30 protein-coding genes are annotated in these 24,548 nt (G+C 40.7%); 6 read left to right on the forward strand and 24 right to left on the reverse strand.

The window, feature by feature from the left end; genetic code table 11:
• Positions 1-539: 539 nt before the first annotated feature.
• Together CL667_15190 and CL667_15195 are read right to left on the reverse strand one after the other, a co-directional pair.
• Positions 540-1,838, reverse strand: coding sequence for a hypothetical protein (locus CL667_15190; protein ID MAL19041.1), 1,299 nt, complete (start codon positions 1,836-1,838; stop codon positions 540-542).
• Positions 1,839-1,840: 2 nt separating this feature from the next.
• Positions 1,841-2,761 (reverse strand): ABC transporter, encoded by a 921-nt coding sequence (locus CL667_15195; protein ID MAL19042.1) that lies wholly within the window; start codon positions 2,759-2,761, stop codon positions 1,841-1,843.
• 220 nt (positions 2,762-2,981) lie between these two features.
• Between CL667_15195 and CL667_15200 the strand changes: the two genes are divergently transcribed.
• Together CL667_15200 and CL667_15205 are read left to right on the forward strand one after the other, a co-directional pair.
• Positions 2,982-4,421 (forward strand): glycogen synthase, encoded by a 1,440-nt coding sequence (locus tag CL667_15200; protein ID MAL19043.1) that lies wholly within the window; start codon positions 2,982-2,984, stop codon positions 4,419-4,421.
• A 7-nt stretch (positions 4,422-4,428) separates the two neighbouring features.
• Positions 4,429-5,703 (forward strand): glucose-1-phosphate adenylyltransferase, encoded by a 1,275-nt coding sequence (locus CL667_15205; GenBank protein ID MAL19044.1) that lies wholly within the window; start codon positions 4,429-4,431, stop codon positions 5,701-5,703.
• Between the two features lies 1 nt (position 5,704).
• On the opposite strand, the gene CL667_15210 is transcribed toward CL667_15205, so the two are convergent.
• From CL667_15210 to CL667_15220, 3 genes are all read right to left on the reverse strand, one after another.
• Complete coding sequence (locus tag CL667_15210) at positions 5,705-6,313, reverse strand: DNA-binding protein (GenBank protein MAL19045.1); 609 nt, start codon at positions 6,311-6,313, stop codon at positions 5,705-5,707.
• Between the two features lie 195 nt (positions 6,314-6,508).
• The gene (locus tag CL667_15215) at positions 6,509-7,102 is read right to left on the reverse strand and encodes a hypothetical protein (protein MAL19046.1); all 594 of its coding nucleotides are present in this window, start codon (positions 7,100-7,102) and stop codon (positions 6,509-6,511) included.
• A 177-nt stretch (positions 7,103-7,279) separates the two neighbouring features.
• On the reverse strand, positions 7,280-8,155 hold the full coding sequence (locus CL667_15220) for a succinate--CoA ligase subunit alpha (GenBank protein ID MAL19047.1): 876 nt from the start codon (positions 8,153-8,155) through the stop codon (positions 7,280-7,282).
• A 200-nt stretch (positions 8,156-8,355) separates the two neighbouring features.
• On the opposite strand from CL667_15220, the gene CL667_15225 reads away from it, so the two are divergent.
• The 4 genes from CL667_15225 to CL667_15240 all read left to right on the forward strand — a co-directional run bounded on the left by CL667_15225 (position 8,356) and on the right by CL667_15240 (position 14,068).
• Positions 8,356-8,562, forward strand: coding sequence for a hypothetical protein (locus tag CL667_15225; protein MAL19048.1), 207 nt, complete (start codon positions 8,356-8,358; stop codon positions 8,560-8,562).
• Between the two features lie 133 nt (positions 8,563-8,695).
• Positions 8,696-11,083 carry a hypothetical protein gene (locus CL667_15230; protein MAL19049.1) on the forward strand — a complete coding sequence of 796 codons (2,388 nt, stop codon included), beginning with the start codon at positions 8,696-8,698 and terminating at the stop codon, positions 11,081-11,083.
• A 224-nt stretch (positions 11,084-11,307) separates the two neighbouring features.
• On the forward strand, positions 11,308-12,249 hold the full coding sequence (locus tag CL667_15235; GenBank protein ID MAL19050.1) for a hypothetical protein: 942 nt from the start codon (positions 11,308-11,310) through the stop codon (positions 12,247-12,249).
• 7 nt (positions 12,250-12,256) lie between these two features.
• Positions 12,257-14,068, forward strand: coding sequence for a hypothetical protein (locus tag CL667_15240; GenBank protein ID MAL19051.1), 1,812 nt, complete (start codon positions 12,257-12,259; stop codon positions 14,066-14,068).
• A gap of 4 nt (positions 14,069-14,072) precedes the next feature.
• Here CL667_15240 and CL667_15245 read toward each other — a convergent pair whose 3' ends face one another.
• The 19 genes from CL667_15245 to CL667_15335 form a co-directional block, all read right to left on the reverse strand.
• Entirely contained in the window at positions 14,073-14,450 is a 378-nt protein-coding gene (locus CL667_15245) for a hypothetical protein (protein MAL19052.1), read from the reverse strand.
• 133 nt (positions 14,451-14,583) lie between these two features.
• A complete protein-coding gene (locus CL667_15250; GenBank protein ID MAL19053.1) occupies positions 14,584-15,189 on the reverse strand; it encodes a hypothetical protein in 606 nt (201 codons plus the stop codon).
• Positions 15,190-15,296: 107 nt separating this feature from the next.
• Entirely contained in the window at positions 15,297-16,610 is a 1,314-nt protein-coding gene (locus CL667_15255) for a cationic amino acid transporter (GenBank protein MAL19054.1), read from the reverse strand.
• A gap of 67 nt (positions 16,611-16,677) precedes the next feature.
• A complete protein-coding gene (locus CL667_15260) occupies positions 16,678-17,091 on the reverse strand; it encodes a hypothetical protein (protein ID MAL19055.1) in 414 nt (137 codons plus the stop codon).
• A gap of 40 nt (positions 17,092-17,131) precedes the next feature.
• Complete coding sequence (locus CL667_15265; protein ID MAL19056.1) at positions 17,132-17,503, reverse strand: hypothetical protein; 372 nt, start codon at positions 17,501-17,503, stop codon at positions 17,132-17,134.
• 85 nt (positions 17,504-17,588) lie between these two features.
• Entirely contained in the window at positions 17,589-18,626 is a 1,038-nt protein-coding gene (locus tag CL667_15270) for a serine hydrolase (GenBank protein MAL19057.1), read from the reverse strand.
• Positions 18,627-18,814: 188 nt separating this feature from the next.
• Positions 18,815-19,006: a hypothetical protein gene (locus CL667_15275; protein ID MAL19058.1), complete on the reverse strand. Its 192-nt coding sequence runs from the start codon at positions 19,004-19,006 to the stop codon at positions 18,815-18,817.
• A 20-nt stretch (positions 19,007-19,026) separates the two neighbouring features.
• Positions 19,027-19,485, reverse strand: coding sequence for a hypothetical protein (locus CL667_15280; protein MAL19059.1), 459 nt, complete (start codon positions 19,483-19,485; stop codon positions 19,027-19,029).
• A gap of 137 nt (positions 19,486-19,622) precedes the next feature.
• A complete protein-coding gene (higA, locus tag CL667_15285; GenBank protein ID MAL19060.1) occupies positions 19,623-19,913 on the reverse strand; it encodes an addiction module antidote protein, HigA family in 291 nt (96 codons plus the stop codon).
• Positions 19,914-19,929: 16 nt separating this feature from the next.
• A complete protein-coding gene (locus CL667_15290; protein ID MAL19061.1) occupies positions 19,930-20,220 on the reverse strand; it encodes a plasmid maintenance system killer protein in 291 nt (96 codons plus the stop codon).
• A gap of 172 nt (positions 20,221-20,392) precedes the next feature.
• The gene (locus CL667_15295) at positions 20,393-20,722 is read right to left on the reverse strand and encodes a transcriptional regulator (protein MAL19062.1); all 330 of its coding nucleotides are present in this window, start codon (positions 20,720-20,722) and stop codon (positions 20,393-20,395) included.
• Positions 20,722-20,979: an AbrB/MazE/SpoVT family DNA-binding domain-containing protein gene (locus CL667_15300; protein ID MAL19063.1), complete on the reverse strand. Its 258-nt coding sequence runs from the start codon at positions 20,977-20,979 to the stop codon at positions 20,722-20,724. Before CL667_15300 ends, CL667_15295 begins: the two co-directional genes overlap by 1 nt.
• 199 nt (positions 20,980-21,178) lie before the next feature.
• The gene (locus tag CL667_15305; GenBank protein ID MAL19064.1) at positions 21,179-21,445 is read right to left on the reverse strand and encodes a Txe/YoeB family addiction module toxin; all 267 of its coding nucleotides are present in this window, start codon (positions 21,443-21,445) and stop codon (positions 21,179-21,181) included.
• The gene (locus tag CL667_15310; GenBank protein MAL19065.1) at positions 21,442-21,684 is read right to left on the reverse strand and encodes a type II toxin-antitoxin system prevent-host-death family antitoxin; all 243 of its coding nucleotides are present in this window, start codon (positions 21,682-21,684) and stop codon (positions 21,442-21,444) included. The genes CL667_15305 and CL667_15310 overlap by 4 nt, the downstream gene beginning before the upstream one ends.
• A gap of 207 nt (positions 21,685-21,891) precedes the next feature.
• Positions 21,892-22,293: a putative toxin-antitoxin system toxin component, PIN family gene (locus tag CL667_15315; protein MAL19066.1), complete on the reverse strand. Its 402-nt coding sequence runs from the start codon at positions 22,291-22,293 to the stop codon at positions 21,892-21,894.
• The gene (locus tag CL667_15320) at positions 22,290-22,508 is read right to left on the reverse strand and encodes a CopG family transcriptional regulator (GenBank protein MAL19067.1); all 219 of its coding nucleotides are present in this window, start codon (positions 22,506-22,508) and stop codon (positions 22,290-22,292) included. The genes CL667_15315 and CL667_15320 overlap by 4 nt, the downstream gene beginning before the upstream one ends.
• A 205-nt stretch (positions 22,509-22,713) precedes the next feature.
• Positions 22,714-23,004 (reverse strand): plasmid stabilization protein, encoded by a 291-nt coding sequence (locus tag CL667_15325; GenBank protein ID MAL19068.1) that lies wholly within the window; start codon positions 23,002-23,004, stop codon positions 22,714-22,716.
• Positions 23,001-23,234 (reverse strand): addiction module antitoxin RelB, encoded by a 234-nt coding sequence (locus CL667_15330; GenBank protein ID MAL19069.1) that lies wholly within the window; start codon positions 23,232-23,234, stop codon positions 23,001-23,003. Before CL667_15330 ends, CL667_15325 begins: the two co-directional genes overlap by 4 nt.
• A gap of 193 nt (positions 23,235-23,427) precedes the next feature.
• Positions 23,428-24,393, reverse strand: coding sequence for a hypothetical protein (locus CL667_15335; protein ID MAL19070.1), 966 nt, complete (start codon positions 24,391-24,393; stop codon positions 23,428-23,430).
• Between the last annotated feature and the right edge of the window lie 155 nt (positions 24,394-24,548).

A 24,548-nucleotide genomic window follows, 5' to 3' on the forward strand; every position in this document is an offset into this window, starting at 1 on the left:
CGCAGTGAAAGCCGGGATCTTGGTGCAGGAAAGGATATAGAGGTTGAAGGCAGGCATCCAGATTCCTGCCTGCGCAGGAATGACGGGGTTGTAGTGATATGGATTACACAAATTAGTCCAGGTGTCATCACGCAGTGAAAGCCGGGATCTTGGTGCAGGAAAGGATATAGAGGTTGAAGGCAGGCATCCAGATTCCTGCCTGCGCAGGAATGACGGGGTTGGAATGGTATAGATTACACAAATAAGTTCAGGTGTCATCCCGCAGCGAAGGCCGGGATCTGGATGTTAGAAAAGGCGTAGAAGTTAAAAACGAGCATCTAGATTCCTGCCTGCACAGGAATGTCGGGGTTGGAATGGTATAGATTACACAAATAAGTTCAGGTGTCATCCCGCAGCGAAGGCTGGGATCTGGATGTTAGAAAAGGCGTAGAAGTTAAAAGCAAGCATCCAGATTCCTGCATGCGCAGGAATGACCAGAAAAAAAGGGACGAGTAGTTAGCCCGTCCCTTAGAAATGAAAAGATGTTGTTCATGTTTCTTTTAGCTCTGCCTGATCCACTTAGCAAGATCTTTGAAGGTCGGCTTCTTGCCGTACATTAAAATACCGACGCGGTAAATTTTAGCAGCCAGCCACATGATGCCAAAGAAGGTTAAGATCATGAGCAGGATAGAGGTAATGATCTGCCAGGCTGGAACAGAGGTGGATGCAATTCTCGAAATCATATTGATAGGAGAGGTGAGCGGGAAAATGGATATGAACGTAGACAATCCGGAATCCGGCGCCTGCATCACTTTCGTATTCAGGAAGTAGGCAACAAAAATCGGTAAGCCTACAATGGGCATGAACTGCTGGGAATCCTGCTCATTATCAACGGCAGCCCCGATGGCAGCAAAGAGTGCGCTGTATATCATAAATCCTAAAAAGAAGAAGAGGATAAAGTAAGCAAATACGGAGGGGTCGATTACCATATTTTCAAGCGTAGAAGGATCAAAAGAAGAAGCAGCTGCTTCGGTTGCTCCTTCAGGCAGGTTACTCATCTGCGCTTGCATAATCATACCGGCAACCGGTGCTGCAGCAATGGAAATCCCGGTATAGAATAGAATCCAAATAACAAACTGTGTAAGAGCCATAGAGAGCACTCCGAATAGCTTACCAAACATTAGCTCGATGGGTTTAACGGAAGAAGCGATCACTTCGAGTACCCGGTTGGTTTTCTCTTCGATAACGCTTCTCATCAATAAGGCTCCGTAGAAGAATATCCCAAAGAATATCATCAACCCTAATATGAAACCTAATGCCGAAGCAAAGATGGTGTTGTCTTCTGACTCGCCCTCTTCGGTGAGCTTAACAGCTTCTAAACCGGTTCTTGTTTCAAAAATATCACGAATTTCATCGGATACATTTTCTCTTGAAAGACGCTCTTCCCGAACGGCATCACGCAAATCAGAACGAACACCGGAAAGAAAAGCAATTCCTCCACTTCCGCCATGTACCAGTGTAGGACTTTTAGCATGCATAATCACCGAATCGGATAACACGATGAAGCCGTCCAAATCCCCACTCAAAACCTGACTTCTCAGGGTATCTTCAGGGATATCGCTGACATCGAAGTATCGTGTTTCATTAATTTCAGTTAAGCGTTCAACCAAAACATTGGTTTGATCCAAAATCCCAATTCGCTTTTCTACTTCTGATTCTGAAATACTGATGAACACTACAATCCCGATAAACGCTACAAAAGCCAGGGGAGTAAGAGCAGTGATGATGATAAATGATTTACTTTTAACACGAGTGAGGTATTCTCTTTTTAATACCAGCCAAACTTTATGCAAACTCATAATTACTTAATCTCCGCTTTTTTGATGTTGTCTTCTCCGACTGTGGAGATAAAAATTTCGTTTAGTGAAGGCTCGATGCGCTCAAACTTATGAATCTCAGCGTGCTCCATCGCAAGCTTCAGAATGTCCTGCATGCTTTGCCCGTTCAGTACTCTGATTTCAGCAAAATTTGTAGAACGATTGTTGATGCGGACGTTCTCCAGTTTATCCAGAAAAGATCCGTCACCTTCAAATTCAAGGTTAATGGTGTTCTCACCGAACGATGATTTGATATGCCGGAGGTTCCCGGTGAGTACGGCTTCACCCTGATTGAAGAGGCAGATGTCATCACACATTTGCTCTACCTGTTCCATGCGATGCGTGGAAAACAGGATGGTCTTTCCTTGTTCCCGTAACTCAATGATAATCTCTTTAAGCGTTTCGCTGTTGATGGGATCAAGTCCACTGAAAGGCTCATCAAATATATAGATATCCGGATTGTGAGCGATGGTGGCTATAAACTGTATTTTCTGAGACTGACCTTTAGAAAGCTCATTAATTTCCCGCTTTTTCCAATCGGCTGCGTCAAAACGCTCTAACCAGTACTCAATTGATTTTTTGGCAGCACCGGCATCCATTCCCTTAAGCTGTGTCAGATACATCAGCTGGTCAAAGACTTTCATTTTTTTATATAGTCCACGCTCTTCCGGCATATAGCCAATCATGCGCTGGGTTTCAGGACTTGCAACCAATCCGTTTATGGTGACTTCTCCGGAATCAGGTGTAAGAATGAAGTTTATCATTCGGATGGTGGTGGTTTTCCCGGCTCCATTTGGTCCAAGTAAACCGAAAATCCGGCCTTCGTTTACATCAAAACTGACTCCATTCACCGCTTTGGTTTTTCCAAAGGATTTATAGATGTCTTTAACCTCAATAACTGCCATGGTGTATCCTATCCTCTAATGTATGGTTGTTGGCTTAATTTCAAATAGTGTAAAAGTGGCACTTGCTTAATTAGTCGAAAAGTATTCTTTATAATTACAGAATATTTTTAACTCCCGAATTTATTTCAAGTAGCAATTTACTTTGCAAGATGCCCAAAGATTTCTTATTTCCCATTATAATAAATCATAACGAGTGAAAGGGAAATAGGTTACTAAAAAGATGCACATTATTCACTTAAGTGCTGAATGTTACCCGGCCGCAAAAGCCGGAGGCCTTGCGGATGTCGTTGGTTCACTTCCAAAGTATTTAAATCAGCTTGATCATCATTGTGAAGTGGTGATCCCAAAGTATGACAACCATTGGATAGGTTCTCAGGACTATGAAACGGTATTTGAAAGTGCTTTTTCGATGGCTTCAGAGCAGGTTCGCTTTTTAGTATTGAAAATGAAGGAAGATAAACTTGGATTCCCTTTCTATGTGATTGATATACCTGGGAGATTTGATCGCCCGGGTATTTATATAGACCCATGGTCAGGTCGAGGCTACTGGGACGAGCTGGAACGCTTTGTGAGTTTTCAGATTGCCAGCCTGGAGTGGATTAAAAGTCGGGACGAAAAACCTGAGCTGGTTCACTGTCATGATCACCACACGGGCTTGGTGCCTTTTATGCTATCCGAATGTAACCGCTATCGTGATATGGCGGATATTCCTACTGTAATAACCGTTCATAATGCAGAATATCATGGCGAACACGACCTTGACAGCTATAAGTTATTACCTGCATTCAATATTAATAATCTTGGATTGTTAGATTGGGACGGAAGAATGAATTCCCTGGCGGCCGGGCTGAAATCATCCTGGCAAATCACGACCGTCTCTGAAAACTATATGAAGGAACTGGCTGATAACAGCAGCGGACTAGAGCTATTGTTTGAGCAAGAGCAGGAAAAATCAACGGGTATTATTAACGGGATTGATACCGAAGTTTGGGATCCTAACACCGATGACCTCATTGAATATAACTTCAGTTTTAGGAACCGAAAGAAGGGGAAAAGCGAGAACAAAACTTATCTGTGTAAGGAATTTGGACTGAATCCTGAATTACCGACCATCGCATTTATCGGGCGTTTGGTTCGGGAGAAAGGGGCAGATTTATTGCCGGATTTATTTAAACAGGTAATGTATTCGGATCAGGAAGTTAATTTTGTATTATTAGGAACGGGTGACCCTCAATTGCATCAAATTTTTGCCCGTATGGAAAGTGATCATGTTGGATATTTTGATGCTACGTTGGAGTATAATGAGAAGCTGGCACATCAGATTTACGCAGGTTCCGATTTTATATTAATGCCTTCAAGGGTTGAGCCTTGTGGTTTAAATCAAATGTTTGCTATGCGTTATGGAACGGTTCCCATAGTTCGAGCCGTTGGTGGATTAAAAGATTCGGTAAAAGATATCTCTGAAAAAAATGGCTACGGAATAACATTTGAAGACTTTAGCCTGGAGGCTGCTTCAAATGCCATTAGCAGAGCTGTTGATTTGTATAAAGATTCAAAACAATATTCTGAAGTCTTGAGTAAAGTCATGAAACTCGATTTTTCCTGGAAGAATTCAGCTCAGGAATACATTAAAATGTATAAAGCACTAACTAGAAAATAGGTTATTTATGAAAAGATCGTCCGTTATCGCAGTCATTTTAGGTGGAGGAAGAGGAACACGATTGTTCCCGCTAACCGACCACAGGTCAAAACCAGCTGTTCCGGTGGGTGGTAAATACAGACTTGTTGATATTCCTATTTCTAACTGTCTGAATTCAGATATCCGAAGGATTTATGTATTGACTCAGTTCAATTCAGCTTCGCTGAATCGTCACATAAAAAACACGTATAACTTTGACGCCTTCAGTAGTGGTTTTGTGGATATCCTTGCCGCTGAGCAAACTCCTGACAGTACTGACTGGTTTCAGGGAACAGCCGATGCGGTTCGTCAATCGGTTCACCATATGGAGAACCATGACCATGAGCATGTGCTGATACTTTCCGGTGATCAGCTCTACCAAATGGATTACTCAAAAATGCTGGAGCGCCATAAAGAAAATGATGCGGATCTCACTGTAGCAACAATTCCTGTAACCGCAGAAGATGCTACCGGTTTTGGAATTATGAAGACCAACGCAGAAGGAATTATCGAAGATTTTGTTGAGAAGCCCGATGCTAAAGAATTGAGTAAGTGGAAATCGAAAGTACCCGAAGTCTATAAAGAACAGGGTAAAGATTACCTGGCATCAATGGGGATTTATATCTTCAACAGCGAAATGCTTAAAAAGCTATTTGATGATAATCCCGATGCTACGGATTTCGGAAAAGAACTGATTCCGAAATGTGTTGAAGGCGGAAAAAAAGTTTGTAGCTATGAATTTGGAGGATATTGGACTGATATCGGAACCATACAATCTTTCTTTGAAGCAAATCTAGCTTTAGCCGATACGATTCCGGATTTCAATCTTTATGACAATGAGAATTTTATTTACACCCGTGCCCGGTTACTTCCGGCTTCGAAACTTATGGGTACAACGCTTGAGCATGCCCTGATGGCGGAAGGGTGTATTGTTGAAGCCAGTAGAATTGTAAGATCAGTAATTGGAATTAGATCTAGGATTGGTAAAGGCTCAACAATAGAATATTCTATTATTATGGGTAACGATATTTTTCAGGACCGATCTGTGATTGAAGACGCCAAGCCAGATAAACCTGCCATGGGTATTGGTCAGCGGTGCTACATCAGTAACTGCATAATTGATAAAAATGTAGCCATCGGAAATGATGTGCGCATTGTGGGTGGAAATCACCTAGAAGATGGCGACCACAAATATCACTACGTACGGGATGGCATTGTGATTGTGAAGAAGAATACGGTAATACCGGATGGCACAATCATCTAAACTATTTTAGCAGTTTAACAGATGGTGAAAAACTAACTTCATCTCCGGCTCTTATTCTGAAAGTATTTATGATGATACTTCCAAGATTGTACAGATAGGGAATCCCAAAAATAATCGGCTGAAATAAAATAGGTGAGATGTTTAGGTAGTCAAACAACCCCTCCAGCCAGAAGCCAATGTCTAATTGGAGTATGGGTATCATGAAAAGTAAACCTTGCATCAGATAAATGAGTGCCGTGAATGTGAGCTGGAAGTTGATCACTTTTCGGCCAATCATATCAGCTTTCTTGACTCTATCTTTTCTTGAAATCCATATAACAAGTGGAAGGATAACCCCAAGGATTGGTGTAAATAGAAAGCCGAGCGCCGAAAGACTCATCACAACTAAGGTGGATTGATCTTCAACTTGATTCCATTCTAAAAGCTGATCGGGGGTGACTTCCAGCGCTTCCGTAATTCGTAGGAGGGTATCACCTCTGGGTTCAGTTTCTGCATTTTCAACTCGCTGAATAGTCCTTAGGCTCAGTTCCGTTTTCTCGGCAAGGAGTTCCTGCGAAAAACCTTTTTGATTCCGGATGTTTTTTATCTGATTCGCTAAATCGGTACTCATAGAAATTTGGTTGCGTTAGAATTCACGCAAAACATAGATGCTGCAGTGCTTTTATAGTACGACATCTACCCGACATTTTAGCGACATATGTGTCTATATGTCTATTTGAAACCAAAGAATCTATTTCGTTATTAAATTCTGAACAACTCATCTTGCAATATCAGAGACTGTATTCTAATCCTTATTTGGATGAAACTAACGGAGAAAAGGTATAGCGGGTTGATAAAAGCCATTATTATTGCTTCGGATTTTGAAAGTATTAAAAGCAATAATGAAAATATTATATAGAATCATACAGATTAGAAATATCTGGTAAACAAGTAAAGCTTGCTGGTAAGCAGTTAAGTACTCTCCAATGTTCTCCAGTGCTATGTTACCACTATACATGTAGTAGCTGATCGTACCCACCAATAGGACAATAGACCATGTTATTTGAAAGTTTATAATATTCTTACCAATCTCATCAACCCTGTCAATAATATTCTTTTTCAATATCCAAAGCAGTGAAGGGACTAAAACACCAACAATGGGAAAGAGGATAGAGCAGAACTGAGTCAGGTTTAATACAATCAGGTACGAGCTATCTTGGGGCTTATGCATTTGAATTAACTCATCAGGTGCTATTTGGAATACTTCAGCAATTCGCGATAAAGTATCACCCATGGGCTTGGTTTCATTGTTCTCAACTCGCTGAATTGTTCGAAGGCTTAACCCAGTTAATTCTGCCAATTTTTCTTGTGAGAAGCCTCTCTGTACTCGGAACGCCTTTACGTTATTAGATAGTGACATATATAAATATTCATTAAAGTAAATGTCTACAAAACATAGACCTGTGGTTCTTAAAATTGTACGACAAGTTTAAGACATCCTTACGGCAAGCTTGTCTTATCCTGAATTTTAAAAATAAAAAAAGCCTCAACCCAAAAGGGAAGAGGCTTTGAATTTTCTTAAATACAGAAACTGTGATTAAGCAGTTTCAAGCATTTTCTTAATTGTAACACCAATCTCAGCCGGACTTTCAACTACAGTAATTCCAGCTGCAGCAAGAGCTTTCTTTTTCTCTTGAGCGGTTCCTTTACCACCAGAGATGATTGCACCTGCGTGTCCCATTCGACGTCCCGGAGGAGCCGTTGAGCCTGCAATAAATGCTACAACAGGTTTCTGGCAATTATCTTTAATCCAGGCAGCTGCTTCTTCTTCAGCAGTTCCGCCAATTTCTCCAATCAAAACAATAGAGTCGGTATCAGGATCATCGTTCAGCATTTTAACAGCATCAAGGTGAGTGGTTCCAATAACAGGATCGCCACCAATTCCAATTGCTGTACTTTGGCCAAGACCTTCTTTGGTAAGCTGGTCAACGGCTTCGTAGGTAAGAGTACCTGAACGGGATATAAGCCCAACCTTGCCCGGTGTAAAAATACTGCCTGGCATAATTCCAACTTTAGCTTCTCCCGGAGTTATAACACCCGGACAGTTAGGTCCAATCAAAGTTGCTCCATGACTGCTTACAATCTGCTTGGCTACAATCATGTCTTTAACAGGAATACCTTCTGTAATACAGATAATTACTTCAATTCCGGCAAAAGCTGCTTCAGTAATAGCATCACCGGCAAATGCAGGAGGTACAAAAATTACGGAAGTATTAGCATTTACTTCTTTAACCGCTTCAGCAACGGTATTAAAAACGGGTCGGTCTAAATGGGTTTGTCCACCTTTTCCGGGAGTAACACCACCAACTACATTGGTACCGTATTCAATCATTTGTCCGGCGTGGAAGCTACCCTCGCTTCCGGTAAATCCCTGAACAATCAGGCGGGTATCATTTCCAACTAATACACTCATTTTGTCTTTTTTGAGGTTCAAATTCGGGATTGAGAATATAGCATCTCTGCATGCGAATTGAAATGCTAAATTGTTAAGTAAAGTTTCAGAACGGGGAATCTGATTAGATTTTTCAACTGTAACCCCAATAATTCATGAAACTCAATAAACAAACTCAATGTTAGTTGATTAAATCAAAGAAAAAATAAATCAATACGATTATGAGTTTAAAGAATAAGACAAAGAAAGAGTTACAAAATAGAATTAATGAACTGGAAGGAATTATTGCCAAAAAAGGCGTTGGTTCTGATTATTTATCAAAAGCAGAAAGAATACAAAGGGATTTAAATCTTGCTCTGATTCTGGGTGGGGCAGCTGCCTTGGTTGGTGTGACTGCCTGGACGTTATTCAGCTCTACCGATGAATAATTTCACCGCTTAGAGGATTCTTATACAGCAGTAACGATATTTAACGGTGAACTTCATTGATTTCTAAAAGACTCGCCCTATATTAAAGGCTGTATTTATTTTAAAAAACCACTCTCATAAACCTTTAGGATCTATGAAACGATTATCATATTTATTCTCACTATTACTTTTAATCACGCCCATGGCCTTAATTCAGGCACAAACAACCCCTGATGGGCAATCAGAAGCGATGCGAGGATTTGCCCAGGCAGTTTCTATAGCGGACGGCGCTGTATTTATCGGTGAACCTTCTAACGTACATCAGCCCGGAGCTGTTTATGTTTTTGGGAAGTCCGGTGACGAATGGACGCAACAACATCAGTTGATGGCAACCAATGGTAAAATTGGTGATGGCTTTGGGTCTTCAGTATCAGCTGACGGTAACTTCCTTATTGTTGGAGCACCTGAAATGAATGGAGAACAGGGCGCTGCTTTTCTTTTTGAAAAGTCCGGTTCCGGAAGCTGGAGTCAAATAGCAGAATTTATGCTGCCTGAAGATTCTTTTGAAAGCGCATTAGGTTCAAGTGTAATGCTGAGTGGTAATTATGCTTTTGTCGGTGCGCCTGATCACGCGGACGGATTAGGAGCTGTATTAGTGTACAGCCGATCCAATTCTGGAAATTGGACAGAAACGGCAAGCATTGTGAATCCTGATACTGCCGGGTCTAACTTTGGTTCAAGCCTTGCAATGGATGGAATGAATTTAGTAGTCGGTGCACCTCAGCGAGGTGGCGGTGCCGTACATGTATTTGCTAATCAAGGTTCTGAATGGATGCACAGTGCGTCATTAACCAGTGACCAGGCAGCAGATCGTAGTCAGTTTGGTACTTCGATTGGAATTCATGGTGACCAGATCTTAGTTGGAGCTCCTCGAAATGATGGAGCAGCCGGAACCGTATTTGTATTCCGTAGCGAAGATGGCGAGTGGAGCGAAAGCGGACGCCTATCAGCTTTTGACGGTCAGTCACCATATTTATTCGGAAGTTCGATTTCTGTAGTCGAGTCCGGAGTATGGATCGGGGCACCTAATGCCGCTGGTGGAAAAGGAACTATTTATCAGTTTCAGTCTGATGAAAATGGAATGTGGACAGGATCTTCAAAAATGCCAATGAGCTCACAAGAAGCCGGAGATTATTTTTCAGGAACACTTGCTGTAGATGGTGATGTGGCCGTTGCCGGAATGACCGGAGCCGATTATGGAGAAGGTTCTGCTGCCATCCTTGAGAAAAACGATACGGGAAGCTGGACAACTCAGAATGTTGTATTCGGTGAAGGTGGAAACACATTACAGCCTATTACCAATGGCAGACTTGACTGTAGTGACGGTAAAGCAGACCGTTTTGGCTGTAGCAATGTTGACTTAATTTCATTTATGCCTGTTGGATCTATTGGCGGTGACCGAGGCGTTCGTTTGAATGACCTTTGGGGCTGGACAGATCCGGTGACTGGCAAAGAATATGCTCTGGTTGGTAGAAACGAAGGAACATCTTTCGTAGATCTTAGTGATCCAGGTAATCCTATCTATGTAGCCAACCTTCCTATGACAGAAGGCTCAAGAGCTAATGTTTGGCGAGATATCAAAGTGTATAAAAACCACGCTTATATTGTTGCTGATGGAGCGGGCGAACACGGAATGCAGGTTCTTGACCTAACCCAGCTGCGCAAGTTTGATGGTGACCCGATGGAGCTGGAAGCCACAGCGATGTACGAGAATATTCACAGTGCACACAACGTGGTTATTAATGAAGAATCAGGTTTTGCATTTATTGTAGGAAGCAGCGGCGGTGGACAAACTTGTGGCGGCGGTTTACACATGGTGAATATTCAAGATCCGGCCAACCCAACGTTTGCAGGATGTTTTGCTGATCCTTCTACAGGAAGAAGCGGAACCGGTTATTCTCATGATGCACAGTGTGTAATTTATGATGGCCCCGATGAAGAACACCAGGGAAGTGAAATCTGCTTTGGTGCTAACGAAACAGCGATCAGTATTGCAGACGTAACCGATAAAGAAAATCCGGTAGCTCTTTCAACAGGTTCTTATCCTGATTACGGATACGTTCACCAGGGATGGTTAACAGAAGATCATCGATATTTCTTCCAGAATGATGAACTTGATGAGTTGATGGGGAATGTGGACAAAACCCGAACTATTGTTTGGGATGTAAGTGATTTGGATGATCCTCAGTTTGTTAGAGAGTATTTCCTAGAAAATGCCTCTTCTGATCACAATTTATATATCAAAGATGACTTGATGTATCAGTCTAACTATGTAAGTGGTCTGCAGGTTATTGATGTAAGTGACCCGGCAAACCCACAGAAAGTTGGAAGTTTTGATACGCATCCATTCACTGAAGACGCACCTGGTTTCTCCGGAACGTGGAGTAACTATCCTTACTTCAAAAGTGGCATCGTTATTATGACCAGTGGTCGTGAAGGCCTTTTTGTACTGGAGACAAACGAACAAGCCATAAATCAGTAAACGATTTATTTAAGGCAACTTTAGATGACCTTCAATAGAGGTCTTTCTGAAGTTGCCTTTTTTCTATTCAACAAATCCTCAATTTTATGGAAGCTCGAATTATGACTTTTCTGCGAACTTTCTTCATCACGGCCTTAACGATTGGTCTTGGATTGATATCAGGAGTGGCTGAAGCTCAATCAACCCAAAATATGTACGTTTGTAATCAGGGTTCAGCAACCTTAATGGTGATTGATACTCAGACTCATGAAATAATCGAAACTATTGATCTCCAGGAGCTGGGCTATTCTGCAAATGCAAAACCACATCATGCTATTGCAGAGCCGGATGGTTCATTTTGGTATGTCACTTTAATCGGTGAAAACAAGGTGCTAAAATTCAACAGAGAAAATGAACTGGTAGATGAAGTAAGCCTTGAAGTTCCGGGCCTTATGGCTATGCATCCAAATAAAGATGAGCTTTTTGTTGGGCGATCTATGAGTGCCGTAAATCCGCCGCAGAGCTTTGGAGTGATAGAGCGCTCGAGCATGAGTCTGAATAAAGAAGTAGAGGTGTTCTTCTCAAGACCACATGCCATCGCAGCTAATTCTAAGGATAACTGGACGTTTATAGCCAGCCTTTCTTCCAATCAGATGCTGTCCGTAAATACAGAAACGGAAGAAACGAATCTGACCAATGTGGAGGGAAGCAATAATGTATTCGTAAATTTTGCAGTCTCTCCGGATGGAAATACGATGGTAGCAACCGGACAAATAACCGGCAAGCTTTTGGTTTTTGATATTTCTGATCCTGCCAATCCCGAGTTATCAAATAGCATAGATGTAAACGCAATGCCGTGGCATCCGGTCTATTCCCTCGATGGAAAGTACGTTTACTTTGGCAATAAAGGCGCCCATACAGTTACGGTCGTAGACATGGATACTCAAACAGTAGATGCTGTTATTGAAGGAAATGGACTTGCTCAACCACACGGAGCCGCACTTACTGCAGATGGTAAATATCTGTACGTCACTAATAATAATCTTGACGGCACCTACCAGCCAGAGGGCTCAGAAACTGAAAATCCAGTTGGTACAGTGACCGTGATCAATACTGAAACACGCACTATCGAGAAAGTCATTGAAGTGGGGAACTACCCATCCGGCATCGGTACAAATGCGTGGTAAATTATTTATGAATCAATTCAGATTACTAAAAGGACTCTTATTCATCACCATAATAGCTGGGTTTGTTACGGGTTGTGCTGCTTCAAAATCTACCGGCGACAAATCAGCATCCTCTAACTATACTCAGGATGTATATCCTTTTTCTGTTTTAGATACGGACGGAAATCAGATTGCTCATCCTTTTTTAGGAGGCTTCAATGCCCCTCGTCCACAGTTCGTAGATATTGATGGTGATTCAGATCCTGATTTATTTATACAGGAACATACCGACGACCTGATGTTTTATGAGCATCAGAATAGTGGTGATTCGCCTTTGAAATGGCAGACGAACAAATTCCAGAACCTTGATATCGGTGAGTGGTTTCGGTTTGTGGACATGGATCAGGATGGGGACTTTGATTTGCTTACAGAACAGCCTTACAGTTACATCCGGTATTATCGGAATGAGGGAAGCGCGACGAATCCTAAATTCATTCTTGCTGCTGATTCACTCCGCGATGTAAACGGCACCCCCATTTTTTCTGACCGACAGAATATCCCCAACGTCACCGATATCGATTGTGACCAAAAGCTGGATTTATTTATAGGAAAGCTGGAAGGGAATCTGGCCCGGTATGAGTCGGTAGGCAGAGATGAAAATGACATTCCACAGTTCGAGCTGGTGAGTAAAAAGTTTGAAGATATCGAAATTGTGAAGCAGTTTGGGACCATGCACGGTGCCAACACCATGGCTTTTATGGATATTGATGGCGATGGTGATCAGGATTTATTTTGGGGTGATTTTTTTGAGCCCGGCATTTTGTTGTTAGAAAATCAGGGTACCTGTAGAAATCCGGACTTTCAGGTTGAGCCACAATCTTTCCCACTTTCAAACCCGGTGTCAACCAGTGGTTATAATGCGCCTACGCTAGCTGACTGGGGACAAGATGGAGATGCTGATTTATTTCTGGGCGTTTTAGGCGGAGCTTATAATGCCAATGAAACGACTGCGGAGAATCTCTACTTTTTGGAACAAGAGAATGAGAAATTCAGTCTTCAATCCAAACAGTTTTTGGGGATGATTGATGTTGGAGATGAAAGCATTCCGGCAACAGGAGATATTGACGGAGACGGAGATCTTGACTTATTATTATCAAACAAAATTGATCCTGCCGATAGAAGCACATCCATCATTTACCAATTCGAAAATATTGGTACAACATCAGCGCCTGAATTTCAAAAGGCCGGCAGTTTAAATCTACCTAAAGGATATCACCTAGCTCCAGTTCTTGCTGATTTAGATAACGACGGACTTGCCGATTTGCTCTTGGGTAACTGGAAAGGTTCGATTGATTACTATAAGAATACTGGTGATGGTTTTGAATTGGTCAAAAAGAGCATTGCTGAACTCGAACGTGGAAGCAATGCGGTGCCTACCGTTGCTGATATTGACAAGGATGGTGATCTGGATTTGATAGCCGGAGAGTCGGGTGGGGGAGTCGTGCTATTTAGGAATACGGGTTCAGAGTCTAGTCCTGAATTCACCCTCGAAAGCGACTATTTCATGGATATTAAAGCAGACTCCAGAAGTGTACCTGCCTTATATGATATTGATTCTGATGGCGATTTAGATCTATTCCTTGGTACAAAAATTGATGGGTATCTCTTCTACAGAAACAACGGCTCAGCAGAGCAACCATCCTTTACGAAAGAATCTTTCCCGTTTAATATCGATTTCATCCAGTTAGGAACCCCTCACTTTGTTGATTTTGATGGAGACGGAGTAGCTGAATTTCTATCCGGGACCCGAGGCGGTGGGTTGCTTTACTATTCTAAATAGATTTCTACAGATCAACCGAATAAACTTCAACTTGTTCTAAGGCATTGTTAGCGAGATAGATTTTATTATTTCGTATATCATGTAAGTGGTTATTGGAAGGGATTAAAAACCTGCCGAGGGGATTACCTTCATAATCAAGTACAACTATCTCTCTACCTTCGTCAGTTTCATCAGTTTCTAACCAAAATTGATTTTGATTATCTATTAGGACACGAGTAAAAGGAGGCTTAATGTCTTCAATTAACTCTCTTCTTTCTCTTTTCTCAATTCGGCTTTTCTCAGGAAAATGATAATCCATATCTGAATCGGTGATAGGCCTTTCTTTTACGTCAAGAACGAGCTCATGTTCGATGTCAAAGTCTTCATCATAAATTTGAATCACTGATTTAGAAGGGCGTTGTACTAATAGCTTCTTATTATCTAAAGGATTTATATAGTCATTAAACCTATAAGGCAGAAAACTATATGAAGCCGAATTCCCATCATCAGATATTTCTATAAAACTGGAATGCTTTCTAAGTGAGAGGATCTTTTCTTGGATACTCAGTGAATCTGATTCTGTTTTTTACTAAATGAATCAAATCAGTTGTGTACTGAGGAGGAACTTCATTAAACCGGTAATTAACTGAATCTTCACTTACATAGAATTCATTAAAGCCATCTAAAGATCTGATCCCACGAAGTCTTCCTGGAAGTCTAAAACCATGATCGGCAATATGTTCATAAATGCCAGCATCATTTTTTCGGTATTCGGATGTTAAGCCATGATTATTACTCATGTAGAGAATATTTCCCTGGAAATGAGGATTCGCATTTCGGCTTAATTCGCCTGGACCACGTCCCGGTCCAGCTATCTTAGCTACATAATTTCCAAGGCTATCAAATTGATGAATGGACTTTTCTAAATCTTGGGCTATTAAGAATGATCCGTTTCGAGTTACTATGATTCTTGTTATTCTGACAGGTATATATTCCGCAGAAGCAGTAATACTAAACTCTTTGGTTAACTCGACAATAGGAATAGCACTGTAATCGAGTTCTGCTTGTTGTTGATTTTCAGAACCACAGCTTATCATAAATAAAACAATGAGAAGGATGGGAGATGTAAAGAGTGATTTCATGAAGAGAATTGATTTGAGTAATCTTAAAAAGGCTAAACTAATTCTCCGTGAATGTAACAGAATTAATTAGTTAGCGCAAAATAGAATGAAAATCAGCTCTTTTAAGACTATTCAGATTCCCTTTTGCCGAGCCAGTAAAAACCACTGCCAATGGCGATGAACAATGCCGTCATCCAGATGGAGTTGAAGCTGACTTGAAACATTAGCCAGATACAAGCTAGAATTCCCAAAGCTGGAATCAGGTATCCGCCTTTCAGAATAAACCGATCTTCTCCCCGAAACCTCGGCCGTAATACCGGAATAGCGGCACAGCTAATGATAAATAAGAAGAGGCGGGATAAGACCGTCATAGCGGCCAAAACTGTAAAAGAACCTAGTGCAGCACCAATAAATGCAAACACTCCGAAAAAGAGTACCGAGTTTGCAGGGGTTTGGAATTTATGGTGAACTTCCCCGAACCATTTAGGCAGTGACTTCTCCACCGAAAGGGCATAAGTAAGTCGGGGAGTAGAAAAGATGGTACTGGATAAATTTCCGGTCACAGAGGCGACAACTCCAACCATCAGTATGATTGCACCTATTTCGCCAAAGAGCGCTGCAGAAGCGTCCAGCAGGGGTGCAGTTGAAGAGCCAAGGTCAGGAACGGCTGCCTGAGAAACCAACTGGATCAGCATATACAAGACTACCACAGAGCCAAGTCCGAAAAGCAGGGCAAGTGGCATATCCCGTTCAGGTTTTTTGGCTTCTCCGGCCGGAACAACCCCACCTTCAAATCCAACAAAAGCATAAATCAATAAAAGGGCAGCGGCTCCGATATCTGTTGCGGGCGGTAGGTGATTTTCGAAAGAAGGCATGACTTCAGATCCAAGCAAAACCAATCCTCCAAAAACGAGAAATATTAGCACCGCAAATTTCACGATCGTAAAAAGCGCCAGTGAGCGAATGGATTCAACCGACCCAATTACGTTGATCAGGGTTAGCCCACCGATGATGATGCCCAGGGAAATGAGTCGCCCGATTCCGGTGGCTGCAGGTTCAAGAAAATACCCAATACTGTCAACCAGAAGCACTGAGTTTGCAGAGAAGGATATAATCCGAGCCACATAGAAAAGCCATCCGCTTTGGAAGCCGATGAATTTTCCAAAAGCCTGAGTCCCGTATTTAATCGGCCCGCCGGTACCTTTGAAATAGCTTCCCAATTCAGCAAAACTGAGAATAACGGGGAGCATAAGCAGGGCGCAAATCACATAAATCCAGACGCTGTATTCGCCGGCAAGACGGGTGGCTCCACTGGGAAGGCCAAAGATTCCGGCTCCTATAAAGCCATTGACAATCAACAGCCATAATCCCCACAGCCCTAATTTTCGGGGGAGATTTTCTTGTGTTTCGGAAGGGAGGGAGTGAGAGCTCAAATCAGGAATTAGTTTCTATTTATGAGAAGAACGGGATTTTGTACTGAACCGTGCCGGGCTGGTTGGGTATTACTTACTATTCTTTACTTGAATCAGTAGTAGTCGATTCAATGAAATATTTACCCACATATTTTCTAATTGCGCCACCAATCAAGCCAAAGTAAGTTCCGGACAATGAGACAAAAATGATTATAAGAATTATCACCACTGTTGGAGAGATTCCCAATTCATGGTGTTCAGTAAGAATTAGCCAGGAAATAACCCAACCTATTGTCGCCTCTACCAATCCGACTATAAAACCGGCGAGGGCACTTTTACCTAAATCTTTTCCCTTAGTGGCAAAGAAACCCGCTATTCCATAGATCAAATAGGAACCAAAGTTTAATGAGCTATAGGGGAAATTGAAGAACTCAGAAGCAAATGAACCAACGGTATCGAAAGCGATAATTAAAAAAGATGAATATAGAACTACTCTTTTGAAGTGATTCATGAATGTATGGTAAATTAAACTTTTTAAAGGTTACTAACAGCTAGCGGGAAAGTAAAATCCGCTCCCCTTTGGGGCCAAGCAGGTAAATCTCATTTGTTAATGCTACTTCGGGAGGAATTCTGAAAGATATAATTTCAGAAAAAGCTGCTTCACAAAACTGTGTTGGTGTCTTTTTGAATAACCAAACTTCTGAATAAGAAAGTCTTGAAGTATTGTATTGAAGATTAAAACTATGATTGTCATTACATCCGGAATAGAAGACGGGGATCCTGAGGGAGTCATTTGAAATCTCGGGCGGTATAAAATCACTATTTAATTTATAGAGATAGCCAAATTCGGGATGGATAGTCCGAACACCTTCTGTACAACCGCTCAGAAATATAATGAGGAACAGGTATTTTAGATATTTCATTGAATTAGGATGAAGTAAATGGAGTTATTTGCTTAAAAGAACTCCAACTATTTGGTTTAATATTTTAGCCGGGGTTTGACAGAGGTTATAAGCCGTTTTCTCTTTCCACTATTTTAACCACCCGGTTATATACGATTTCCGATAAATTCCATTCGTATCCTTCAAAATCAGTTGTATTCACAAATTGTACAACAACTGCGTCAATATCTTTGTGGTATTCTGCTAGACTTTGATAGCCCGGAACCAGCCCTCCATGTTTATACACATAAATGGAGGAGTAGATATCCTTTTCACCTTCATTAAATAACGAACCATCGTTTAAGGCTCTTAAAAATATACCCACATCCTCAGCCGTGGCTAACATTCCGTTTTCATTAGCTTTAAAGTCGGCGTCAATTCCAACGTAATAACCGCTCATTACATCATCTAAATCCACTTCAGTAATGGAAAAAAAAGTGTTATTCAGTTCGAGTGGGATCAATATTTCCTCTCTGATGTACTGATGATGATTATACCCCAAAACCTTATCAAGAATTTCGCGAAGCAACAAATAATTCGTGTTTGAATATTCATAACCGTTATCCGGTTCAAAGCTGGCCGGTAAATCAATGGCAAACTCAAGGGCTTTTTTGCTATTCTCCTGTTCATCCACCCAAAAAGCAGGATTATTAGTGAAATTTGGAATACCGCTCCGATGCTGCACCATCATTTTCAGGGTGATTTTCTCGGCATATTCAATTCTGCCTACAAGTTCAGGGAAATAATCGGCAAGCGTTTCATCTAAAGACAAACGTTTGTCTTTGACTAACTTTGTGATAGCTACCGCGACGTATAATTTGCTGATACTAGCAATTTTGAATAGTGATTTTGGGTTGGCAGGTATTTTATTATCTCGGTCGTCCCAGCCAGCTGAATAAAATGCAGGTGGTTTCCCGGCTTCGTCTACATAAACAATCATTCCATCAAACCCATGGCCAATTCCTTCATCTAATTGCTCCTGAACGGTATTTGGCAGAGGTAAAATCCAAGCCCACACCAGAATCCATGGCACAAAGAACAAGGAAATTGCAGTTCCTGCAAACAAGAATATTCTGAGTATTTGTTTTTTCTTTTCCTTTTTCACAATCCCCTACACACTATTTAGAGTGGTGCTACAGTTCTTATTGGGATGATATGCCATCAAGCCAAACCGCAATATTGATAATAATTAAGATAAGAGGTAGAACTCAGTTTTAATACTAAAAGATGAACAAAACCCGCGAGTTCATGAAACGCCTCGTTATACTCCTCAATTCAGTTTTCAAAAAGACTTCAAAGGTATAAGGCTAGATTAATCATAGATATAAATCCAGCGAGGTAGGCCCAGAAAAGTCCCCAGTATAATTTTGGGTCGGCATCTTTATCAGTGATTGAAAATAGACGGACAGATTTTTTCAAAGTTAACTGGAGAAGCAAACCGAATAAAAAGATTCCTGAAAGAGTACCAAATAAAAAATCAATCATAACTTATTTATACCCTTAAGCTAGTTTATGTATTCCAGGCCTTTAGTTTCTACCATTTTCTTTAGGTAGGATTTTAATTCATCAAGTTGGCTTTTAGTGTGAAGAGGTAAGTTTATTTTTTCTTTTGCTCCTGCACTATTCCTGATTTGAAGAGCATTTTTCTGGACTCCAATTCCTTGAATTTTATCCCACATTATTTCCTTCTTTTGTCCCCAATGGAAAGTGTAATTCTGTAAATAAAACCCTGTCTCATCAATAGTGAGAGATTGTTTTTTTGCGGCCCCAGGGAAAAAGGCGAAAAATAGACCAAGCATTATTCCAGTGATTGTGTTTATCCAATTTACCCAATCAATACTACCCTCAAATTTAAAAGTGAAAATAGCGCTCGCAATAAAGAAGCCAACAAGAGCCGCTCCCAGAAAATGAATTGCTTTTATATAAGGAGTGTTTAAGTCTATTTTAAATTCAAATTTCTCCATTTTTTCAATTTAATTTGGGGTGTATTTCGGCCAGACTCTAAATGGTGCGGGGATTCTGTGTTGGTTGAAGTAGCGAAATTAATTGCTTGCAAACAAGTTCTATTGAATCCCGTCCGCGTCCGATTTGAAACGCATTGTTATGCTTGAACAGCCTTAAGTGGAGCAATTTCTTTGCTTGGACGATTTGAGGATAAATCATGCATAGCCTGTAGATTTAACCAAAATTCAGGAGAAGTATTCAAAGCTTTCGATAGCAGCCAAGCTGTATCCGAAGAAATGCCTCTTTTCCCCCGTACAATTTCATTAATTCGTTGGATGGGAATATCCAGATGGTCAGCTAATTTCTTCTGCGTTAATTCCATTGGTTCCAAGTACTCTTTCAGTAAAATTGTACCGGGATGTGTGGTTATTCTATTTTGTGGAATCATGGGGTTCACCTTTTTTCTAATGATAATCAACTATGGCTACATCAAAAGCACTGGAATCTTCCCAACGAAAAACAATTCTCCATTGGGCATTAATTCGGATACTGTGATATCCTTTATATTCTCCACGTAATGCTTCTAATCTGTTACCTGGAGGTGATCGTAAATCATCTAAAGAGGTAGCTGCATTCGGTATATCCAGTTTGTAAATAGCTGAATCAAGGATTTGAGTAGGTAACTTTCGAACTTTACTGCTCGAATGTCCATGAAACAGATCTGATGTTGCTTTATCTCCAAATGATTTGATCATTCATAAATTTAATGGATTAACGGTATCCATGCAACGAAATTGTTTTGTAAGCATAATGCCCCAGCATTTAAACGGCACGGGGATTATGGTTTGATTGAAGTAGCGAAATTAATTTCTGGCAATCAAGTTTCCATCGTACCCCGGATTTGAAACGCCTTGTTAGGTGGCGAATTTATGGGGCAAACATTTCTTGTAATGTACTCAATACTTTTTCTTCGGCCGAAGAACTGATTGTCCCAAGGCTTTTAATCAATCTGCTTTTATCGACTGTTCGAATCTGATCTAATACAATTTGTCCTTTCTTGCCTTGAAATGTAGTAGTGACTCGCGTTGGGTAATTTTTAATGGTAGATGTCATTGGAGCAATGATCACTGTTCTGATATATTTGTTCATTTCATTAGGAGATATGATCAAACAGGGACGAGTTTTTTTAATTTCAGAACCTTTAGTGGGATCAAGTGAAATCAGATGAACTTCAAACCTTTTAACTGGCTCTGCTATTACCATGTCCACTCAGTTTCATCCCAGTCTGAAGGTTTTTCAGTCTCTTTTTGATCTAATAAAACATCATCACCCTGTTCCTCCATTCTTTGGAAAGATGCTTCCCAATCCTTTCGAGTCACATCAGCAGGACGAAGAATAATTTCATTGTCTCTGAGAATCATTTCAATTTCTTTAGTGATCCCGCTTTGTTCGATCAGGGGTTTGGGAATTCGAACTCCCTGGGAATTACCGATACGAATTATCTTGGTTTTCATGGTATTGAGTATTTGAAAATATCTATAAAAATATAATTACAATGTACTTACAATACAACCAAAAAAGAATCGATTTATTGAGCCACATAACGGGCGCGGGGATTATAATTTAGTTGAAGTAGCAAAATTAATTCTTAGCAGCAAAGCTTCCATCGCAACCGCCCGCGTCCGATTTAAAACGCATTGTTTTGCTACCGGATTAATCGTAGTGAGTCCACATTCTAATTACTTTTACAACTTTCTCTTTCTCGTAGACTTGATACACTAAGCGATGCTGGATATTAATTCTCCGTGAATAAGCCCCTTCCATATTACCAACCAGTTTTTCATAGGGAGGATAGTCTGCAAAAGGATCTTCTTTAATGATTTCAAGTAGGTCCTCGATCTTTGATTTTAACCCTGACGAAGCCGCTTTCTTCGTATCCTTTTTAGCTTGTTTGGTATAAACGAGTTTGTAGTTACTCACCAGTCAAGTTCTTCATCGGTTTCCTCAAGAGGTGTATTCATTCCTTCAACAATAGACTCTTGCATGCCGGGAATTGAGGTCAGATAAAGAGTTTCTTGAATAGACCGCCAATCATCTTCACTGATTAGTACGGCATTCGATCGTTTTCCGGTAATTTGAATCGGCTTGTGCGTATCAGACGCTTCGTCCAATAATCGATATATATCTTTGCGAGCTTGAGTAGCTGTTAATGTTTTCATGGCGTAAAATTGGTTGATTAATCACTTACTTAAAACGTACGCCATTCCGTACATATTGTCAAATTTTAAGAATAGGTAGCATAACGACCCAGCGCATAATGGGCGTGGAGATTATGAGTTAATAAACGGTTAAAAAGTTAAAACAAGCAACTCTAGAAACCAACGGCACGTCCGCGTCCCCGGTTAATGCACTTTTTATAGCCCGATTTAGTTTTGTACTAATTCCCAAAACATTCTAGGAGTTACAATTTTTAATTCTGGTACCTTATCTGAAATATCAAGAAGATCTTTATCCCCGGTTATAAGAATTTCAGCCCCAGCTCTTAAAGCCGATTCTAGTACCCAACGATCATCTTCGTCACGAACTTGTATTTCTGATGGTTGGTCGGGGACAGGTTCAATATAATGTTGACGAAGTAGTTGTTCTGCTTCTCGAGCTATTTTTGTAGACACTTTTAATTTAGTTGTTAGCACGCGATATAATTCGGCTAAAACAAACTCTCCAGTCATTATTTCATGTTCGGCAATAATCACTTGAAAAACATCGGCACTTAAGCCTCGGGTTGCAAAAGCACTAACTAAGAAATTGGTATCTGCAAAAACCTTCATGAAATTTCACGCCAAACATCTTCATCTGTTAACAATCCTTGTGATTCAGCAAAGGGTAAAATCCGGTTTCGAATTTGCTGGAAAGATTCAATAGATAGTTGTCGGCGTAACGCTTCTCGAACTAATTCACTTTTAGGACGACCCGTTCGTTTTGCTGCTTGATTCAGCAATGATTCTAAATCTTTGTCAATACGAATTGATAATGTTGTATCCATAAGAATAAAATATTGTTTGTGTTACAATGTAATACAACTTTAACGAGAGAACAACTGAATTATTAAGAAAGGGCTATAACGACCCAGCGTTTAAACGGCGCGGGGATTATGATTTAATTGAAGTAGCGAAATTAATTCCTGGCAATCAAGTTTCCATCGCACCCCGTCCGCGTTCGATTTAAAACGCTTTGTTATACCCACGGTTTTAGGTTCGAGATTCCCAGTACCCTGGCTTTCGCCTTAAATTCATGACGGCAAATATGGTAATAAGCTCATCTTCCACAGAGTAGATGATTCCATACGGAAAGCGTGAAACTAAAAATCTTCGTTCTGTTTTAGTGATTTTAGTTCCGGATGAAGGTTGTTGTTCAATGACATCTAAAACTTTTTCGACTTCATCAATAAAATCATCCCCAAGGCCAACAACTTGTTCCTCGTAGTATTCCGAAGTTTCAAAGAATTCTTTTCTGGCTTCTGAATGAAATTTAATAGTCACTTTTGAAGACGTTTTCTCGCTTCTTTTAAAACTTCAGTAGCTGAGTGAAGAGAGGCGTCTCCTGATTTAAGCGATTCCTTTCTCTTTTGAACTTCATCAATCCAAGCCTGTTCTATTTCAGGATCAATTTTACCATGAATACTTTGTAATAATTTATCAGCCAGGCGGGCTTTATTCTTCCGGTCAAGATTTAAGGCAGAATTTTGTATCTCTTTGAAATCGGTAATCATAATAAATGAGTTAGTTTACCTGAATGTAATTATTACTTAAGAGAACTGGAAGTGAGAACCATTATTGTAGTGGGTATAACGGTTTGGTGTTTCTGCTGCTGGGGAATCAATTCAATGGTTCAGCGAGAAACCTGTTCCAGTCAGCAGGAAACACTTTGTTATGTTTATGATAATTTATGATTTATACAATTCTTTAGTTTAATAGAGAGTCTTTTGATTCCTCTATTTCAAATAACACTGATGCATTTTCCCAAAGAATCGCTCGTTTATCATCTATAGAAAGGTATTCGGCCTGCCTAATCGTAGTAACTGACCGGCCTATTACCTCAGGCCAAGCCATTTGCAACGTTCCGAAAAGAATCTTGTCACTACCGGCCGTCGCAACGGCTTCACTTAGTAACCGGTTAAAAAGCTGATCTCCCAATAACCATATCGCTACAGAAGTTTCCATGTATACATGAGGATAAGTCCCCAATATGTACAGAGCCTCATCGAAAAATGGCCATCCCATATGCATCATTACGATCTTCAGATTCGGAAAATCAATGATCACATCTTCAAGCAACAGAGGATTTGCAGTACCGATCCTGAAAGCAGGACTTAACACCTGATGCGGATTTGGCCCCGAGAAGCCGGTATGAATAAAAACTGGGATTCCATGTTTTTGAGCAACCTCATAGTATGGATACAGATCGGGAGTATTAATAGGTATTCCTGCATAAATCAGCCCCAATTCACCCAGTGCAGCATACCTGCCATTGATGATATTCTGTTCGAACTCAAGAGCTGCTTCTGTATGATCTTCTAGCGATAAATCCGGTTCATAGGAAAGCAGGAACATCTCCGGGTGTTCTTCCATAAATGCCTCTTTGTATGTACCGTGACTGAGCAATCCATAACGAACATTATGCATTTCCATTTGCTCGAAACTCCGACGGAATAAATCGGCACTGTCAGCCACCAGCTCACCGTATTTTTCAACCCGGTGGATACCAAAGTCGATACCCTCCATAGCACGTTCGAACCAGGCGGGATTGACTCCCTGCATGGCTACATCAAAAACAGGGATCTGGTTATTTGGGTTAGGCTGTTCATTTGAAGTACACCCGAATAAGATTAAACAGATAACCGAAAAGTGAATGAAGTTTTGAGTTTTCATAAACTTTTGTTTAGCAGATTAAACGATAATATTCTATTAAGCACAAATCAAGAAACATAACGACCCGGCGCATAACGGGCGCGGAGATTAGGAGTTAATAAACGGTTAATTTTTTAAAACAAGCAACTCTGGAAACCATAGCCGCGGCCGCGTCC

This window comes from Balneola sp. (assembly GCA_002694685.1).
Lineage (GTDB): Bacteria > Bacteroidota > Rhodothermia > Balneolales > Balneolaceae > Gracilimonas.

Excerpts from the sequence above, each read along its gene's own strand:
- CL667_15280 (MAL19059.1), bottom strand. The coding sequence starts at position 19,485 with ATGGAGAAATTTGAATTTAAAATAGACTTAAACACTCCTTATATAAAA.
- CL667_15320 (MAL19067.1), bottom strand. The coding sequence starts at position 22,508 with ATGGATACAACATTATCAATTCGTATTGACAAAGATTTAGAATCATTG.
- CL667_15330 (MAL19069.1), bottom strand. The coding sequence starts at position 23,234 with ATGATTACCGATTTCAAAGAGATACAAAATTCTGCCTTAAATCTTGAC.
- CL667_15215 (MAL19046.1), bottom strand. The coding sequence starts at position 7,102 with ATGTCACTATCTAATAACGTAAAGGCGTTCCGAGTACAGAGAGGCTTC.
- CL667_15210 (MAL19045.1), bottom strand. The coding sequence starts at position 6,313 with ATGAGTACCGATTTAGCGAATCAGATAAAAAACATCCGGAATCAAAAA.
- CL667_15230 (MAL19049.1), top strand. The coding sequence starts at position 8,696 with ATGAAACGATTATCATATTTATTCTCACTATTACTTTTAATCACGCCC.
- CL667_15290 (MAL19061.1), bottom strand. The coding sequence starts at position 20,220 with ATGATCAAATCATTTGGAGATAAAGCAACATCAGATCTGTTTCATGGA.
- CL667_15315 (MAL19066.1), bottom strand. The coding sequence starts at position 22,293 with ATGAAGGTTTTTGCAGATACCAATTTCTTAGTTAGTGCTTTTGCAACC.
- CL667_15250 (MAL19053.1), bottom strand. The coding sequence starts at position 15,189 with ATGAAATCACTCTTTACATCTCCCATCCTTCTCATTGTTTTATTTATG.
- CL667_15335 (MAL19070.1), bottom strand. The coding sequence starts at position 24,393 with ATGAAAACTCAAAACTTCATTCACTTTTCGGTTATCTGTTTAATCTTA.
- CL667_15205 (MAL19044.1), top strand. The coding sequence starts at position 4,429 with ATGAAAAGATCGTCCGTTATCGCAGTCATTTTAGGTGGAGGAAGAGGA.
- CL667_15190 (MAL19041.1), bottom strand. The coding sequence starts at position 1,838 with ATGAGTTTGCATAAAGTTTGGCTGGTATTAAAAAGAGAATACCTCACT.
- CL667_15220 (MAL19047.1), bottom strand. The coding sequence starts at position 8,155 with ATGAGTGTATTAGTTGGAAATGATACCCGCCTGATTGTTCAGGGATTT.
- CL667_15235 (MAL19050.1), top strand. The coding sequence starts at position 11,308 with ATGGTGATTGATACTCAGACTCATGAAATAATCGAAACTATTGATCTC.
- CL667_15200 (MAL19043.1), top strand. The coding sequence starts at position 2,982 with ATGCACATTATTCACTTAAGTGCTGAATGTTACCCGGCCGCAAAAGCC.
- CL667_15310 (MAL19065.1), bottom strand. The coding sequence starts at position 21,684 with ATGAAAACATTAACAGCTACTCAAGCTCGCAAAGATATATATCGATTA.
- CL667_15300 (MAL19063.1), bottom strand. The coding sequence starts at position 20,979 with ATGAAAACCAAGATAATTCGTATCGGTAATTCCCAGGGAGTTCGAATT.
- CL667_15260 (MAL19055.1), bottom strand. The coding sequence starts at position 17,091 with ATGAATCACTTCAAAAGAGTAGTTCTATATTCATCTTTTTTAATTATC.
- CL667_15225 (MAL19048.1), top strand. The coding sequence starts at position 8,356 with ATGAGTTTAAAGAATAAGACAAAGAAAGAGTTACAAAATAGAATTAAT.
- CL667_15265 (MAL19056.1), bottom strand. The coding sequence starts at position 17,503 with ATGAAATATCTAAAATACCTGTTCCTCATTATATTTCTGAGCGGTTGT.
- CL667_15240 (MAL19051.1), top strand. The coding sequence starts at position 12,257 with ATGAATCAATTCAGATTACTAAAAGGACTCTTATTCATCACCATAATA.
- CL667_15195 (MAL19042.1), bottom strand. The coding sequence starts at position 2,761 with ATGGCAGTTATTGAGGTTAAAGACATCTATAAATCCTTTGGAAAAACC.
- CL667_15275 (MAL19058.1), bottom strand. The coding sequence starts at position 19,006 with ATGATTGATTTTTTATTTGGTACTCTTTCAGGAATCTTTTTATTCGGT.
- higA (MAL19060.1), bottom strand. The coding sequence starts at position 19,913 with ATGATTCCACAAAATAGAATAACCACACATCCCGGTACAATTTTACTG.